This is a genomic window from Geodermatophilus sp. SYSU D01119, assembly GCF_054049975.1.
In genome coordinates this window covers 109,725-124,649 of record NZ_JBJGYL010000009.1, presented here as the reverse complement: position 1 = coordinate 124,649, position 14,925 = coordinate 109,725, and the positions used below count along the sequence as shown (strand labels likewise).

At 78.2% G+C, this 14,925-nt stretch carries 18 protein-coding genes and 1 riboswitch; of the genes, 12 read left to right on the top strand and 6 right to left on the bottom strand.

The genetic code is table 11. The features are described 5' to 3' along the window. Window positions 1-106: 106 nt before the first annotated feature. Entirely contained in the window at window positions 107-577 is a 471-nt protein-coding gene (locus ACI79X_RS09510; RefSeq protein ID WP_457025153.1) for a hypothetical protein, read from the top strand. A 46-nt stretch (window positions 578-623) separates the two neighbouring features. On the opposite strand, the gene ACI79X_RS09505 is transcribed toward ACI79X_RS09510, so the two are convergent. Continuing rightward, complete coding sequence (locus tag ACI79X_RS09505) at window positions 624-836, bottom strand: hypothetical protein (RefSeq protein ID WP_457025152.1); 213 nt, start codon at window positions 834-836, stop codon at window positions 624-626. Between ACI79X_RS09505 and ACI79X_RS09500 the strand changes: the two genes are divergently transcribed. Both ACI79X_RS09500 and ACI79X_RS09495 read left to right on the top strand, forming a co-directional pair. Beyond that, window positions 733-1,383: an Lrp/AsnC family transcriptional regulator gene (locus ACI79X_RS09500; protein ID WP_457025151.1), complete on the top strand. Its 651-nt coding sequence runs from the start codon at window positions 733-735 to the stop codon at window positions 1,381-1,383. The two genes, ACI79X_RS09505 and ACI79X_RS09500, sit on opposite strands and share 104 nt — an antisense overlap. Continuing rightward, entirely contained in the window at window positions 1,376-1,690 is a 315-nt protein-coding gene (locus ACI79X_RS09495; RefSeq protein WP_457025150.1) for a DUF4229 domain-containing protein, read from the top strand. The genes ACI79X_RS09500 and ACI79X_RS09495 overlap by 8 nt, the downstream gene beginning before the upstream one ends. 6 nt (window positions 1,691-1,696) lie before the next feature. Here the strand turns inward: ACI79X_RS09495 and ACI79X_RS09490 are convergent, their stop codons facing one another. Further along, complete coding sequence (locus ACI79X_RS09490; RefSeq protein ID WP_457025149.1) at window positions 1,697-2,569, bottom strand: 1,4-dihydroxy-2-naphthoate polyprenyltransferase; 873 nt, start codon at window positions 2,567-2,569, stop codon at window positions 1,697-1,699. Beyond that, the gene (gene menE, locus ACI79X_RS09485; RefSeq protein WP_457025148.1) at window positions 2,569-3,699 is read right to left on the bottom strand and encodes an o-succinylbenzoate--CoA ligase; all 1,131 of its coding nucleotides are present in this window, start codon (window positions 3,697-3,699) and stop codon (window positions 2,569-2,571) included. Before menE ends, ACI79X_RS09490 begins: the two co-directional genes overlap by 1 nt. Window positions 3,700-3,740: 41 nt before the next feature. Here menE and ACI79X_RS09480 point away from each other — a divergent pair, with 41 nt between their 5' ends. From ACI79X_RS09480 to ACI79X_RS09465, 4 genes are all read left to right on the top strand, one after another. Continuing rightward, window positions 3,741-4,700 (top strand): o-succinylbenzoate synthase, encoded by a 960-nt coding sequence (locus ACI79X_RS09480; RefSeq protein WP_457025147.1) that lies wholly within the window; start codon window positions 3,741-3,743, stop codon window positions 4,698-4,700. After that, window positions 4,697-6,382, top strand: coding sequence for a 2-succinyl-5-enolpyruvyl-6-hydroxy-3-cyclohexene-1-carboxylic-acid synthase (menD, locus tag ACI79X_RS09475; protein ID WP_457025146.1), 1,686 nt, complete (start codon window positions 4,697-4,699; stop codon window positions 6,380-6,382). The genes ACI79X_RS09480 and menD overlap by 4 nt, the downstream gene beginning before the upstream one ends. Window positions 6,383-6,526: 144 nt before the next feature. Continuing rightward, a complete protein-coding gene (locus ACI79X_RS09470; protein ID WP_457025145.1) occupies window positions 6,527-6,946 on the top strand; it encodes a cupin domain-containing protein in 420 nt (139 codons plus the stop codon). 59 nt (window positions 6,947-7,005) lie between these two features. Beyond that, window positions 7,006-7,175: riboswitch (cyclic di-AMP (ydaO/yuaA leader) on the top strand. 4 nt (window positions 7,176-7,179) lie between these two features. Continuing rightward, window positions 7,180-8,448, top strand: a complete 1,269-nt coding sequence (locus ACI79X_RS09465) for a transglycosylase family protein (protein ID WP_457025144.1) — start codon at window positions 7,180-7,182, stop codon at window positions 8,446-8,448. A 63-nt stretch (window positions 8,449-8,511) separates the two neighbouring features. Here ACI79X_RS09465 and ACI79X_RS09460 read toward each other — a convergent pair whose 3' ends face one another. The 3 genes from ACI79X_RS09460 to ACI79X_RS09450 are packed head-to-tail and all read right to left on the bottom strand — an operon-like array spanning window position 8,512 to window position 11,321. Next, a complete protein-coding gene (locus ACI79X_RS09460; RefSeq protein WP_457025143.1) occupies window positions 8,512-9,381 on the bottom strand; it encodes a nucleotidyltransferase domain-containing protein in 870 nt (289 codons plus the stop codon). Between the two features lie 51 nt (window positions 9,382-9,432). Further along, the gene (locus tag ACI79X_RS09455; RefSeq protein ID WP_457025142.1) at window positions 9,433-10,053 is read right to left on the bottom strand and encodes a methyltransferase domain-containing protein; all 621 of its coding nucleotides are present in this window, start codon (window positions 10,051-10,053) and stop codon (window positions 9,433-9,435) included. Beyond that, a complete protein-coding gene (locus tag ACI79X_RS09450; RefSeq protein ID WP_457025141.1) occupies window positions 10,053-11,321 on the bottom strand; it encodes an isochorismate synthase in 1,269 nt (422 codons plus the stop codon). The genes ACI79X_RS09455 and ACI79X_RS09450 overlap by 1 nt, the downstream gene beginning before the upstream one ends. Before the next feature lie 36 nt (window positions 11,322-11,357). Between ACI79X_RS09450 and ACI79X_RS09445 the strand changes: the two genes are divergently transcribed. The 5 genes from ACI79X_RS09445 (at window position 11,358) to ACI79X_RS09425 (ending at window position 14,907) form a co-directional block, all read left to right on the top strand. Next, window positions 11,358-12,077: a demethylmenaquinone methyltransferase gene (locus ACI79X_RS09445; RefSeq protein WP_457025140.1), complete on the top strand. Its 720-nt coding sequence runs from the start codon at window positions 11,358-11,360 to the stop codon at window positions 12,075-12,077. Window positions 12,078-12,229: 152 nt separating this feature from the next. Continuing rightward, a complete protein-coding gene (locus tag ACI79X_RS09440) occupies window positions 12,230-12,376 on the top strand; it encodes a hypothetical protein (protein WP_175562904.1) in 147 nt (48 codons plus the stop codon). 13 nt (window positions 12,377-12,389) lie between these two features. Then, window positions 12,390-13,064, top strand: coding sequence for a phosphoribosyltransferase family protein (locus ACI79X_RS09435; RefSeq protein WP_457025139.1), 675 nt, complete (start codon window positions 12,390-12,392; stop codon window positions 13,062-13,064). A gap of 53 nt (window positions 13,065-13,117) precedes the next feature. Further along, window positions 13,118-14,392 (top strand): geranylgeranyl reductase family protein, encoded by a 1,275-nt coding sequence (locus tag ACI79X_RS09430; RefSeq protein WP_457025138.1) that lies wholly within the window; start codon window positions 13,118-13,120, stop codon window positions 14,390-14,392. Window positions 14,393-14,544: 152 nt separating this feature from the next. Further along, window positions 14,545-14,907, top strand: a complete 363-nt coding sequence (locus tag ACI79X_RS09425) for an NADH-quinone oxidoreductase subunit A (protein WP_425432421.1) — start codon at window positions 14,545-14,547, stop codon at window positions 14,905-14,907. The last annotated feature ends 18 nt before the right edge of the window (window positions 14,908-14,925 follow it).

The following is a 14,925-nucleotide window of genomic DNA, read 5'->3' as shown; positions in this document are numbered from 1 at the left end:
CCCGTCCCAGCACACGCGTCCCGTCCCTCCCGTTCGGGGTCCGGGCGCCCGCGGCTCCCGCTGCGTGCTCCACTTGTCGCCATGACCGCACGCACGGGGGCTGACCGTGGGTAGGCACGCCGCCGCCGACGGAGCAGGCACCGACCCGATCGTCGCCGCGGCGCTCGCGTCGCAGGACAGCGCCGGGTCCACGACCCGCCACGCCACCGCCGACGGCTCGTCCGGCGGCGGCACGGACGGCGGCACCGAGAGCGGCCTGGGCTGGCCCGGGGACACCACCACCGGGGGCGGCCTCGGCTGGCCCGGCGGGCTGGACCGGGCCGGGGACGCCTCGCCGGCCGGCGAGCCCGTGAGCGCCCCCGAGGCCGACGAGCGGGACGCCGAGCCGGACGCCGACGGGGACGCCGAGCGGGCCGTCGTGGAGGCCGCGGAGGACGTGCTGCGGGAGACCACGCGCATGGACGCCGTCCCGGCCGTCCCGGACCCGCGGGACGTCCTCGGGGACGGGCCCGGGGACGACGCCGACCCGCCCACGCGGCGCGGCTGGCGCCGGATCTTCGGCGGCACCCCCGCCTGAGCGACGTCGCCGGCCGCTGGGCCGGCGACCGAGGCCAGGCCGGCGACTAGGCGGGCGACCCGTCGTCGCGGTGGGCGCGGCGGCCGAGCTCGCGCAGGAACTCCGGGTCGTCGTCGGGCGCGACCGGCCGGGTGGCGCGCGGCGGACGCGGACGGTTGGCCGGGCGCTGCGGGCGCACCTCGCGGCCGGCCGCGGCGGTCGCCCGCATCACGAGCAGGACCACGACCACGGCGACCACCAGCAGGAACAACGGAGCCACCGGGCTCACCTCCTCGTCTCCCCGCCACTGTACGACCGCGGGGATACTCCGAGGGCGGAGCGCGGCACGCCGCCTCCGGTCCCTCGCCCCCTCCCGGACGGAGTGCCCCATCGACGCCGTCGACCGGCAGCTGATCGACCTGCTGCGCGCCAACGGCCGCGCCAGCTACGCCGAGCTCGCCCGCCAGGTCGGCCTCTCCGCGCCGGCCGTGCACGAGCGGGTCGGCAAGCTGGAGACCGCCGGGGTGATCACCGGCTACCGCGCCGTCGTCGACCCGGCCGCCCTCGGCCTCGACGTCACCGCGCTGGTGGGCGTGATCGAGAGCGACTCGGTCGACGACACCGGCGTCGAGGCGGCGCTGCGGGCGATGCCCGAGGTCGAGGACTGCTGGCGGGTGGCCGGCAGCGAGGGCTACGTGCTCAAGGTGCGGGTGACCGACATCCCGGCACTGGAGGCCGCCATCAACGCGTTGAACAGGATCGAGGGCGTCGCCCGCACCCGGACGACAGTGGTGCTCTCGACCAAGTGGGAGGGACGTCATGACTGAGCAGGCGCGCACCCCGGTGGGCCCCGACGGCAAGCCGCTGCCGCGGCCGAAGGTGCTGCCCTGGCTGGTGATGCACACCGTCGGCCGGCTGGCGGTCTTCGCGCTGCTGACCGTCGTGCTGTGGATGGTCGGCCTCGACTTCTGGTCGGGCCTGCTGTTCGGCCTCGTCCTGTCGATGCCGGTGGCCTACTTCCTGCTCCGCCGCTCCCGCGAGCAGCTGAGCGTGGCCCTGGTCATGCGCGCGGAGGAGAAGCGCCGCGCCAAGGAGGAGTTCCGCACCCGGCTGTCGGGCGACCAGCCCGCCTGACCGCCGTCAGCCGCTGAGCGCGAGGCCCGCCGCCAGCAGGACGCCGGTGGCGAGCGTGAGCAGGCCGGTGGCCTGCAGCGCCGCGATCAGCGCCGGGCCGCGCCCGCCGGAGAGCACCACCCGCGACGGCGGCACCGCGAGCGGCGCGGCGGCCAGCGCGAGCAGCGCCCAGGGCCGGACGACGCCGATCGCGACGACGACGGCGAAGGCGGCCGCGAGCAGCCCGGTGTACAGGAACCGGGTCCGCGCGCCACCGAGCAGCACCGCGAGCGTGCGCTTGCCCACCTGCGCGTCGCCCTCGACGTCGCGCAGGTTGTTGACCACCAGCAGCGCCACCGACAGCAGCCCGACCGGCACCGCGGCGGCCAGCGCCAGGCCCTCGATCCGGCCGGTCTGCGCGAACGTCGTCCCGGCGACGGCGACCAGGCCGAAGAACACGAAGACGAACACCTCGCCCAGCGCCCGGTACCCGTAGGGGAGCGGGCCGCCGGTGTAGGTCCAGGCCGCGGCGATGCACACCGCGCCGACGGCGACCAGCCACCAGCTCGACAACGCCGCCAGCACCAGGCCCGCGACCCCCGCGACGGCGAAGGACAGCAGCGCGGCGGTGAGCACCTGCCGGGCGGGCGCCGCGCCGGAGCCGACCAGCCGCATCGGCCCCACCCGGTCGGCATCGGTGCCGCGCTCGCCGTCGGAGTAGTCGTTGGCGTAGTTCACCGCCACCTGCAGGGCGAGGGCGACCAGCAGCGCCAGCAGCGCGGGGACCAGCCGGAAGCCGTCGAGCGCAGCGGCCGCGCCGGTGCCCACCAGGACGGGCGCGAGGGCGGCGGGCAGCGTGCGGGGCCGGGCGCCGGCCACCCACTGCGCCGGGGTGGCCATCAGCGGGTCACCGCGGCCGCGACGCCGCGGCGGTCGGGCTTGCCGGTGTGCAGCGTCGGCACGGCGTCGAGCAGGTGCAGCTCCCGCGGCGCGCTCGGCCCGCCCAGGCGCCCGGCCACCCACGCCCGCAGGGCGGCCAGCTCGGGGGCCGCCCCGGGTGCGGGCACGACGGCGGCCACCACGCGCTGGCCCCACTCGTCGTCGGGCCGGCCGAACACGACCGCGTCGGCGACGTCGGGGTGCTCGCGCAGCGCGCCCTCGACGGCCTGCGGCGCGACGTTGACCCCGCCGGTGACGACGACGTCGTCGAGCCGGCCGGTGACGGTCAGCCGCCCGTCGGGGCCGATCGTGCCGGCGTCGCGGGTGCGGAACTCCCCGCCGGGGAAGGCCTCCGCGGTGCCCTCCGGGTCGCGGCGGTAGCCGAGCGCGAGCACCGGACCGGCGATCGCGATCCCGCCGTCGTCCACCCGGACGCGGACGTCGTCGAGCGGGACGCCGTCGTACACGCAGCCGCCGGCGGTCTCGCTCATCCCGTAGGTGGTCACCACGGCCACGCCCTCCTCGCGGGCGCGGGCCAGCAGCGCGGCGTCGGTGGCCGCGCCGCCGACGAGGACCCCGTCGAAGGTGCGCAGCACCTCCGGCTCGCGCTCCAGGTACCGGCGCAGCTGGGTGGGCACCAGCGCGGTGTAGCGGCGGCCGGCGGGCATCCGGGCGACGGCGGTGGCCAGGGCCTCCCCGGGCGCGAGGACGGACGGGCGGGTGCCGGCCAGCGCCGAGCGGACGAGCACCTGCAGCCCGGCGATCGCCGAGACCGGCAGCGCCAGCAGCCAGGTGCCCGGCCCGCCGAGCCGGTCGAGGGTGGCGGTCGCCGACGCCCGCAGCGCCGAGGCCGGCAGCAGGACGCCGCGCCCGCCGCCGGTGGACCCGGAGGTGACGACGACGAGGTCGGCGCCGTCCTCGAGCGGCTCCTCCGGCGCGAGCACCTCCCGGGCGGCCGCAGCGGCGGGGCCGGCGGGGAGCACGGCCAGGGGCGCGGCGCCGTCGAGCGCGGCGCGGACGGCCGGGAGCACGGAGCCCAGCACGTCTGCGGGGGCCTCCGGCGCGGGGAGGACGGTGAGCTGCCGGGGCACGATCCCCGAGGGTACGACCCGCCCGGCCTACGCTTGCCGGCGTGATCACCTCCGTGCCGCTCCCGCCCGGGACGACGGCCACGGCGGTGTGGTCGGTGCCGATGCGCACCCGCTTCCGCGGCATCGACGTCCGCGACGGCGTGCTGGTGCGCGGGCCGGCCGGCTGGGGCGAGTTCTCCCCGTTCTGGGACTACGGCGTCGAGGAGAGCCGGCGGTGGTGGTCCGCCGCCGCCGAGGCCGCGCTGGAGGGCTGGCCCGCACCGGTGCGCGACGCCGTCCCCGTCAACGTCACCGTGCCCGCGGTCGGCGCGGAGCGGGCGCACGCGATCGCGGCCGCCTCGGGCTGCCGGACGGCGAAGGTGAAGGTGGCCGAGCCGGGGCAGACGCCGGCCGACGACCTGGCCCGGGTGGAGGCCGTCCGCGACGCGCTCGGCCCGGCCGGGGCGGTGCGGGTGGACGCCAACGCCGCCTGGGACGTCGACACCGCCGTCGCCCGCATCCGGGAGCTGGACCGCGTCGGCCTCGAGTACGCCGAGCAGCCCTGCGCCACGCTGGAGGAGCTGGCCGCGCTGCGCCGCCGGGTCGACGTGCGGGTCGCCGTCGACGAGGGCGTGCGCCGCGCCGGGGACCCGCTCGCGGTGGACCTGCGCGAGGCCGCCGACGTCGTCGTCCTCAAGGTGCAGCCGCTCGGCGGCGTGCGCGCGGCGCTGCGGGTGGCCGAGGCGCACGGGCTGCCGTGCGTGGTGTCCTCGGCGCTGGAGTCCTCCGTGGGCATCGCCGCCGGGGTGGCGCTGGCCGCCGCGCTGCCCGAGCTGCCGTTCGCCTGCGGGCTGGCCACCGTCGCGCTGCTGGTCGGCGACGTGACGGCCGACCCGTTGCTGCCGGTCGACGGCGCGCTGCCCGTCCGCGCCGTGGAGCCCGACCGGCTGGCCGAGGTGACCGCGCCCGACGACGTCACCGGCCGGTGGGCGCAGCGGCTCGCGGCGGTGCTGGCCGCGTGAACCCCTCCACCGCGTTCGCCCGCGTGCTGGTCGACGAGCTGGTCCGCGGCGGGGTGCGCGACGCCGTCGTCGCCCCGGGGTCGCGCTCGGCGCCGGTGGCGCTGGCCCTCGCCGCGGCCGAGCGGGCCGGTCTGCTGCGGCTGCACGTGCGCATCGACGAGCGGACGGCGTCCTTCCTCGCCCTCGGCCTCGCCCGGGCCTCGGGCCGCCCGGTGCCGGTGCTCACCACCTCCGGGACGGCGACCGCGCACCTGCACGCCGCCGTGCTCGAGGCCGACACCAGCGGGGTCCCGCTGCTCGCGCTGACCGCCGACCGGCCGCCGGAGCTGCGCTCGACCGGCGCCAACCAGACGATCGAGCAGCCGGGCCTCTACGGCGGCGCGGTGCGCTGGGCGGCCGATGTCGGGGTGCCCGAGGCCGGCCGCGAGGCCGCGCAGAACCGCTACTGGCGCTCGGTCGTCTCCCGCGCCCTGCTCGCCGCCACCGGCGCCATGTCCGGCGACCCCGGCCCGGTGCAGCTCGACCTGCCGCTGCGGGACCCGCTGCTGCCCGAGGAGGAGCCCGGCCCGCTCGCGGGGCCCTGGGCCGGGCGCGACGACGGCGGGCCGTGGACCGGCGGGGCGGGCGCGCCGGCCGGCGGGGACCCGCTGCCCGACGCCCCGCGCACGCTGGTGGTCGCCGGCGACGGGCCGTCCGCTTCCGGCCGGGCCTGGGCCGACGGCGCCGCGGCCGCGGGCTGGCCGGTGGTGGCCGAGCCCAGCGGGGGCGCGTGGACCGGCGACGCCGTGCGCGGCGGGGCACTGCTGCTCGGTGCGCCGGACTGGCTGGCGGAGCACCGGCCCGCGCGGGTGGTCGTGGTCGGGCGGCCGACCCTGTCCCGGCCGGTGTCGGCGCTGCTGGCCGACCCGCGCGTGCGGGTGGAGACGGTGGTGACCGGCCCGCGCTGGCCCGACCCCGCCCGCTCCAGCACCTCGGTCACCCGAGCTGTGCCGCCGTCCGGGCCGCCGGCCGACCCCGCGTGGGCGGCCGCCTGGTGGGCCGCCGCGGGGCGGGTGGGCGCGGCCGTGGACGCGCTGCTCGACGACGCGCCCGGCCTGACCGCCGCGCGGCTGGCCCGCGACGTCGTCGCCGCGCTGCCCGCCGGCGCCCTGCTGGTGCTCGGCTCCTCGACGCCGGTGCGCGACGTCGACCGGCTCGCCGTGCCGCGCGGGGACGTGGCGGTGCTGGCCAACCGGGGCGTGGCGGGTATCGACGGGACGATCTCCACGGCGATCGGGGCGGCGCTGGTGCACGGCGGCCCCGCGGTCGCGCTCATGGGCGACCTGACCTTCCTGCACGACCTCCAGGGCCTGCTGACCGGCGAGGGCGAGGCGCGGCCGGACCTCACCGTGGTCGTCCCGGACAACGACGGCGGCGGGATCTTCGCCCAGCTCGAGCCGGGCAGGCCCGCGTACGAGCGCGACTACCGGCGGGTGTTCGGCACGCCGCACGGGCGTGACCTGGTCGCCGTCGCCCGGGCCCTGGGCTGGGAGGCCACCGCCGTGACCGCCGCGGGTGAGCTGCCGGGGGCGCTGGCGCTGGGCGGGCCGCGGGTGGTCGTCGTCCGCACCGACCAGCGCGCGGAGGCGGGCCTCGCCGTCGCCCTGCGGGAGGCGGCCTCCGGGGCGCTCGCCGGTGGCTGAGGAGGCCGTTCCCCGCGCCGTCGTCCCTCGCGCCGTCGTGGTCCGCGCCGGCCAGGGGGAGGTGGTCCCGGCGGCGGGCGTGCTGCACCGGTCGCCCTGACCGGCGCCGGCACCGGCGGCCGCCTGGGTGTCGAGGAGTTCGCCGTGCCGCCTGGCGTGGTGGGCGCGCGGCCGCACGTGCACCACGCCCACGACGAGACCTTCGTCGTCCTCGCCGGGGAGCTGACGGTGTCCACCGACGACGGCGAGGCGGTGCTGCGGCCGGGTGACCTCGCACACGCGCCGCGCGGGGCGCTGCACGGGTTCCGCGACGGGGGCGCGGTGGAGGTCCGGGCGCTGTGTCCCTACACACCCCCGGGCTACGAGCAGTACTCCCGGGACGTGCCCGCCGCGGCGGGGGCCGGGGTCGAGGTCACCGACGACCTGCTGCGTGAGCTGCGCGCTCGTCACGCGACGGAGGCGCTGACCGATCGCTCGCGCCCGGGTACACGACGGATGACCGACACGCCGGACGCCGTCCACTGTGAGTGTCAACACGACGACAGTTACCAAAGCGGTATGTAACGTTTCGGTCGCGCTCAGCAAACAGGAGCGCGGCGCCCGGTCCGCCAAACCCTGCCCACCGGTCGCTCACGTCAACTCCCAGGGCAGGGGTGGGGGACCCACTTCCGGCGCGTGACGGCCTACGGGGGCCTGACCTGAACGCGTCTCCGGGGTGAAGCCGCGTCCCGCGGCCGGGCACCGATCGCCCGAACCCGACAGCTCACCTCGCCGGCGGTGATCGGGAGATCATCACCATGTCCAAGCACCGCGCACCCCGTTACGTCCGCACCAAGAAGGTCATCGCCAAGGCCCCTGTCGCCGCCGGCGCCACCGTCGTCGGTCTGGGCGTCCTCAGTTCGCCCGCCTCCGCCTCCACCGGCCACGACTGGTCCGGTGTCGCCCAGTGCGAGTCGAGCGGCAACTGGTCGATCAACACCGGCAACGGCTACTACGGCGGCCTGCAGTTCAGCCAGTCCACCTGGGCCGCGTTCGGCGGCACCGAGCTCGCCCCGCGCGCCGACCTCGCCACCCCGGCCCAGCAGGTCGAGATCGCCGAGGCGGTCCTCGCCGGGCAGGGCATCGGCGCCTGGCCGTCCTGCGGGAAGTACCTGGCCGACGGCACCACCGCGGCCGCCGCCGAGGCGCCCGCCGCCCCGGCCGCGCCCGCCGCCCCGGCTGCGCCCGCCGCCGAGGCCCCGGCGCCGGAGGCTGCCCCCGTGCCGGAGGCCGCCCCCGCGCCGGAGGCCGCCACCGCCGCGCCTGCCGAGGCCGCGCCTGCCGAGGCCGCGCCGGCCGAGGCTGCCTCGGTCGAGGCCGACACCGAGGACTACACCGTCCGCTGGGGCGACACCGTCGCCGAGATCGCCGCCGCCCACGCCCAGAGCTGGCGGGAACTGTACGAGCGCAACGTCGACGTCATCGGCAGCAACCCGAACCTGATCTTCCCGGGTCAGGTGTTCGCGGTGAGCGGGGCGGCCCCGGCCGCCGCGCCCGCCGCCCCCGCCGCCGAGGCGCCGGCCGAGACCCCCGCCCAGAGCCCCGCCCCGGCCGAGGCCCCCGCCGGTGGCTCGAACGCCGGGGAGTCCGCGCCCGCCGGCGAGGTCGCCCCGCTCGCCGAGGCCGCCCCCGAGGTCGCCGCGGCGCCCGCCCCGGTCGCCGCCGTCGCCACCATCACCAACAGCTCCGGGCCGATCCACGCCGCGGTGCAGGCGGCCGCGAACGCCGTCGTCAGCGCCGTCCCCGGCGCCGGCGACATCACCCTCGGCGGCACCCGGCCCAGCGCCGTCGACCCCGACGGCCACCCCTCGGGCAAGGCCCTGGACTACATGGTCATGAGCGACGCCGCCCTCGGCGACGCCATCGCGCAGTACCACGTGGACCACTGGGACGAGCTCGGCGTCGAGTACGTCATCTGGGAGCAGCGCATCCTCACCTCGCCCGACGGCGCGTGGCGTGCCATGGAGGACCGCGGTGGCGTCACCGCGAACCACTTCGACCACGTGCACGTGAACTACGTCGGCTGACGACAGCCCGACACGAGGACCCCGGCCGCCCGCGGCCGGGGTCCTCGTCGTACCGGGGCGGGCTCAGGACAGCGACGCCCAGTACGCGAGGTGGGCGCGGTGGAGCCAGCCGTCGACCCAGGCCCGGTCGGGCAGCGGCGGCACCGCCGGGCTGTCGCGCAGCGCCACCAGCCGCGCCTCGGCGTCGTCGACCGCCGCGACCACCTCGGCCAGCGGCACCTCGCCGCGGCGGACCCGCCGCAGGTACGCGCGGTCGGGCTCGGGCACCGGCAGCGTGATCCGGCCGGTGCGCAGCAGCTCGACGCCCTGCAGCCCGAGCCGCAGCGCGTGCGTCGCGAACTTCACGTCGAACCCGTGCGCGTCCACGAGCTCCGCCCGGCCGGGGCGGGCGCCGGTCATCGCCGCCCGCTGGGCGCGCAGGTAGCCGAGGAAGCGGTCGGCCGCGAGGCGCGAGACGAACCGGTCGGCGTGCGCCACCAGCTCCGCCCCGGTCTCCGTGCGGACCACGACCTCCTCGTCCGGCACGAACAGCAGGAGCAGGACCGTCGGGTTGCCGCCCAGCGCCAGGCGCGCCCACTTCCGCGCCGAGTAGACGACGACGTCGAGGTCACCGGCGCCCGAGCGGTTGGCCAGCCCGCCGGGCCGGTCCCAGGCGGTGTGCCGGTGGTACTGCTCGAACGGCACGGTCGCCGTCGTCGACAGCCCCGCCGGCACCCGGCCGGTGCCGGTCACGAACTCCGGCGGCTCGAGGCAGATGCCCATCTCGTCGCGGTCGTCCTGGCCGGCCACCGAGGTGCCGTGGACGCCGGACCCGACCTGGGCACGCAGGACCGTCCCCCGCTCGGCGATCGCGCGGGCCTCCGCGGAGGCGTGCGGGTGGTCGAACGGGGGAGGCAGGGAGCGGTCGCCGGGAACGGTCGGGACGGGACGCACCGGGCCACCCAACCAGGGCCGATGGCCCCTGCCGACCGGATTCCCCGGCGCTCAGCCCGGACGCCGCCACACCAGCCCGTAGCGCCAGAACAGCAGGCGGCGGACGCGCACGCCCGGCAGGACCGCCCGGGCCCGTGCCCGCACCTCCCGCACGGTGAGCTCCGGGTCCCGCATCGGCATCCCCGGCGCGGGGAGCTCGACGGGCAGGCCGCGCACGGCCCGCCACAGCCCCACGGCGCGGTCCGCGACCGCCGCGGCGAGCTCCACCGGCAGCTCGTGGGGCAGGTCGGTGCGGGGCAGCGCGACCATCGCCAGCACGCCGCCCGGGCGCAGCGCCGCCGCGAGGGCCCGCAGTGCCTCCTCCAGCGGCAGGTGGTGCAGCACGCTCATGCCGACGACGGCGTCGTACGCGTCGCGCGGCAGGGGGAGGGCCAGCACGTCGGCCTCGAGGACCTGTACGTCCCCGGGCACCCGTGCGCGGGCCGCCGCGACCATCTCCGGTGAGCGGTCCACGGCGTCCACCCGCGCCGCCCGTCGCGCGAGCGCCGCGGCGAGGTCACCGGCGCCGCAGCCGACCTCGAGCACCCGGCCGGCGCCGCGCGGCACGGCGCGCAGGAGCAGGGGCCGGTAGTGCGCGTTGTGGTCCCAGCGCAGGTCGGGGACCAGCCGCATCAGCTCTCCAGCGCGGCCTGGAAGGCGGCGAACTTCGACTGGGTCTCGGCGAGCTCGGCGGCCGGGTCGGAGCCGGCCACGATGCCGCACCCGGCGAACAGCCGGGCCGAGGCGGGGTCGTCGTCGCACAGCTGCGCGCACCGCAGCGCCAGGCCGAACTCGCCGTCGCCGCGGGCGTCGAGCCAGCCGACCGGTCCGGCGTAGCGGCCGCGGTCCATGCCCTCGAGCTCGCCGATCACCGCGCGCGCGACGTCGGGAGGGGTGCCGCAGACGGCGGCCGTCGGGTGCACGGCGTCCACCAGGTCCAGCAGGCCGGCGCGCCCGCGCCCGCCGGAGCGGCGCTGGGTGCCGACGACGTCGGTGGCCAGGTGCCGCACGTTCGGCAGCGTCAGCAGCGAGGGCTCCACCGGCACCGACAGCGCGGTGCAGAAGGGGTCGAGCGCGCGGACCAGGGAGTCGACGGCGAGGGCGTGCTCGGCGCGGTCCTTGGAGCTGACCAGCAGCCCCGCCGCGAGCCGCTCGTCGTCGGCCCCCGCGCCGCGCGGCGCGGTGCCGGCGAGCACCCGGGCCGACAACTGCCGCCCGGTGCGGCGCAGCAGCAGCTCCGGGGTGGCGCCGAGCAGGCCGTCGACGGCGAAGGTCCAGCAGTCGGGGAAGCGGGCGGCCAGGCGGTCGAGCAGCCGGCGGGCGTCGAGCGGCACGTCGGCGGTGACCAGCAGGTCGCGGGCGAGCACCACCTTGGCGAGGTCGCCGTCGCCGATGCGCGCGACGGCGGCGGACACCGCGCCGCACCAGGACGCCGGGTCGAGCGCGCCGTCGGCGTAGCGCAGCCGCGCGGGCGCCGGCGGCAGCGGAGCGGGGGAGGGCAGGTCGCGCGGGTCGGCGTCGCCGGTGGTGGTCATCCACGCGACCCCGCCGCGGCGGCCGACGACGACCTCCGGGACGACGAACACCGACGTCCCCGCGGCCGGGTCGAACGCGATGCTCGCGAACACGACCGGACCGGAGCCGGGGACCCCGACGGCGTCGTCGACGGCGAGCGCGGCGCTGCGGTCGGCCCACCAGGCGGCGGCCTCGGCCAGCGCGCCGGGACCGGAGACCTCGAGACGGTCGGCCTCGCCCCAGCCGACCAGGCCCTCGCCGCGGCGCACCCACGACAGGGCGCCCTCGCGCGGCAGCAGCGTCAGCAGGTCGGGGGCGTCGGGCAGCGCGACCGTGGTGACCGCGGGCGCGACGGCGTCCGGGGAGGTCACCGCCGCGGCTGTCACGCTCCCCAGCGTAGGCAGGCCGGTAGCGTCGGTGCCGTGACGGACCGGCGAGAGAGCGCACACACCGCCGGTCGGCGGGCCGGTCTGGACAAGCAGCCGCACGAGGTCGCGGCCATGTTCGACGGCGTCGCGCGGCGCTACGACCTCACCAACACCGTCCTGTCCGCCGGCCGCGACGTCTCCTGGCGGCGGGCCACCCGCGAGGCGCTGGGCGCCCGGCCGGGCGACGTCGTGCTCGACGTGGCCGCCGGCACGGGCGTCTCCACGGTGGAGCTCGCCGCGGGCGGCGTCCGGGCGGTGGCCTGCGACTTCTCGCAGGGGATGCTGCGCGCCGGCGCGTGGCGGCCGGTGCCCATGGTGGCCGGCGACGCGATGGCGCTGCCGCTGGCCGACGCCAGCGTCGACGGGCTGGTCATCTCCTTCGGCCTGCGCAACGTCGCCGACCCCGACGCGGCCCTGCGCGAGTTCGCCCGTGTGGTGCGCCCGGGCGGCACGCTCGTCGTCTGCGAGTTCTCCAGCCCCACGTGGGCGCCGTTCCGCACCGTCTACACCGAGTACCTCATGCGGGCGCTGCCGCGGATCGCCACCGCGGTGAGCAGCAACCCCGACGCCTACGTCTACCTCGCCGAGTCGATCCGGGCCTGGCCCGACCAGCCGGCGCTCGCCGCCCGCATCCAGGCGGCCGGCTGGGTCGACGTCGAGTGGCGCGACCTCACCGGCGGCATCGTCGCGCTGCACCGCGCCCGCCGCCCCTAGGCGCACCCCTCCCGCGATCATGAAGTCCGCGTGGGGACACGCCGGACGCCGTCGGTGTGTCGCCACCGGCGTCCCATGATCGCGGGAGGCCGCGGCGTCCGCCGCGCGCGGACAGGGCCGCCGGCCGGCGTCCACGGGGCTAGCGTCGGTCCATGACCGACCCGTTCCCGGCGCCCGAGCCGCCCGGCCCGTCGCCGTCCCCGGTGGACCCGATCTCCCCGCCGTCGCCGGCCCCGCTGCCGCAGCCGAGCCCCACCGACCCGACCGCGCCCCCGCCGGCGGGGCCCCAGCCGGTCTGAGCCGGCGGCAGCGGTGGGCCCGCCGCCGTTCGCCGACCGGCGCGACGCCGGCCGGCAGCTCGCCGCGCGCCTGACCGACCCCGCCACCGCGCCCGCCGTCCCGCTGGACGCCGGCGCGCTGGTCCTCGGGCTGCCCCGCGGCGGGGTGCTCGTCGCCGCGGAGGTGGCCGCGGCCCTCGGCGCGGAGCTCGACGTCGTCGCCGTCCGCAAGCTCGGCCTGCCCGGCCGGCCGGAGCTGGCCACCGGCGCCCTCGCCGCGGTCGGGGAGACCGTCGAGAGCGTCGCCGTGGAGGAGGTGCTGGCGCGGGTCGACGTCGACGAGGCGGCCGCCGCGGAGGTCCGGCGCGCGGAGCTCGCCGAGTTGCACCGCCGCCGCGCGGCCTACCGCGGCGACCGCCCGCCTCCGGAGCCGGCCGGGCGCACCGTCGTCCTCGTCGACGACGGGCTGGCCACCGGAGCCACGATGCGCGCCGCTCTGGCCGCGGTGCGTCGCGCCGGTCCGGCGGCGGTCGTCGTCGCCGTCCCGGTCGCCGCGCCCGGCGTCGCCCTCGACGCCGACGCCGTCGTCCGCCTGCTCGTCCCGCGGCCGTTCGGCGCGGTGGGCCGCTGGTACGACGACTTCGGCGAGACCGGCGACGACGAGGTGGTCGCCGCGCTCGCCTCCGCCGCCCGCCGGGGCCCCGCCTAGGCTCGGACGGTCGGTCCGCCCGGGCCGCGACCGAGCACCGAGGGGGCCAGCGCGTGACGAGTCCGACCGCCGGGGGCAGTGCCGACGTCGTCGTGGTGGGTGCCGGCCCCGCGGGGTCGGCGGCCGCCTGGGCGCTGGCCACCGCCGGGCTCGACGTCGTCGTGCTGGAGAAGGCCCGGTTCCCGCGCGAGAAGGTCTGCGGCGACGGCCTCACGCCCCGCGCGGTCAAGGCGCTCGACGAGATGGGCGTCGACGTCTCCCCGGCGGCGGGCTGGGTGCGGCACCGGGGGCTGCGCGTCTTCGGTGGCGGCCAGGTCGTCGAGGTCGACTGGCCGCAGCTGGACTCCTGGCCCTCCTACGGCCTCATCCGCGCTCGCCGCGATCTCGATCCGGTGCTGGCCGAGCACGCCGTCGCCGCCGGCGCCCGGCTCGAGCAGGAGGTCACCGTCACCGACCCGCTGCTCGACGACGCGGGCCGGGTCGCGGGCGTGCGCGCCCAGGCCGGGCCGGGGAAGGAGCCGGTCAGCTGGCGGGCGCCGCTGGTGGTCTCCGCGGAGGGGCTGTCGGGCCGGCTGGCCAAGGCCATCGGGCTGACCCGCCGCGAGGACCGCCCGCTCGGCGTCGCCGTCCGCCGGTACGTGGAGACGCCGCGCGGCGAGGACGACTACCTCGACATCTCCTTCGACCTCTCCGCCGAGGGCCCGACCGCCGACTCGATGCCCGGCTACGGCTGGTCGTTCGGCATGGGCGACGGCACCGCCAACGTCGGCTTCGGCCTGCTCGACACCCGCCGCGGCGGGGAGACCGACGCGCGCACCGTGCTGCGCCGCTGGCTGGCCACGCTCCCGCCGGAGTGGCAACTCGGCGAGGAGCACGCGGTCACCCCGCTGCGCGGCGCCGGCCTGCCCATGGCGCTCAACCGCGGCCCCGCCTACACCCGCGGGCTGCTGCTGGCGGGCGACACCGCGGGCGTGGTCAACCCGTTCAACGGCGAGGGCATCAGCTACGCGCTGGAGACCGGCCGGATGGCCGGCGAGACGGCCGCCGCCGCCCTGCGCGCGCCGGAGGGGCCGGCCCGCGAGGCGGTGCTGCGCGCCTACCCCGAGCGGCTGCGCGAGGCCTACGGCCGCCACCACCGGCTCGGGACGGCGTTCCTGGCGCTGCTCGACCGCCCCGGCCTCGTCCGCTTCGCCACGGCGCACGGGCTCAAGCGCCCGGCGATGGTGAACGCGGCGCTGCGGCTGATGGGCAACCTCTCCGACGGCCGCGACGGCGACCGGTTCGACCGCGCCGTCGCCGTCCTCACCCGGCTGACGCCCTCCGTCTGAGGCCTCGTCGCGGCGGTCCGTGACCGGACCGTGACCGCCCGATGTGAACTCACTCACCCCCGGCGCTTCCATCCCCCGGGGACGCGGCATAGGCTCGATGCACCAGTTTGTGAAATTCTTCACAAGCGTCTGAGTCGCCGAGGGAGGCGCCGGTGCTGTCGGCCTACGTCCCGATCGTGGGTCTGTTCGCGCTCGCCGCGGCCTTCGCGCTGTTCTCGGTGGCGGTCGCGCCGTACGTCGGCCCGCGCCGCTACAACCGGGCGAAGCTCGAGGCCTACGAGTGCGGCATCGAGCCGGTCGACCAGCCGCTCCAGGGCGGCCGGTTCCCGGTGAAGTACTACCTGACGGCGATGCTCTTCATCGTTTTCGACATCGAGATCGTCTTCCTCTACCCGTGGGCCGTCGCCAACGACGCGCTGGGGCTGTTCGGCCTGGTCGAGATGGTCGTCTTCATCGCCACCGTCTTCCTCGCCTACGCCTACGTCTGGCGCCGCGGCGGCCTCGAGTGGGACTGACGGCGGGGAGCTGACACA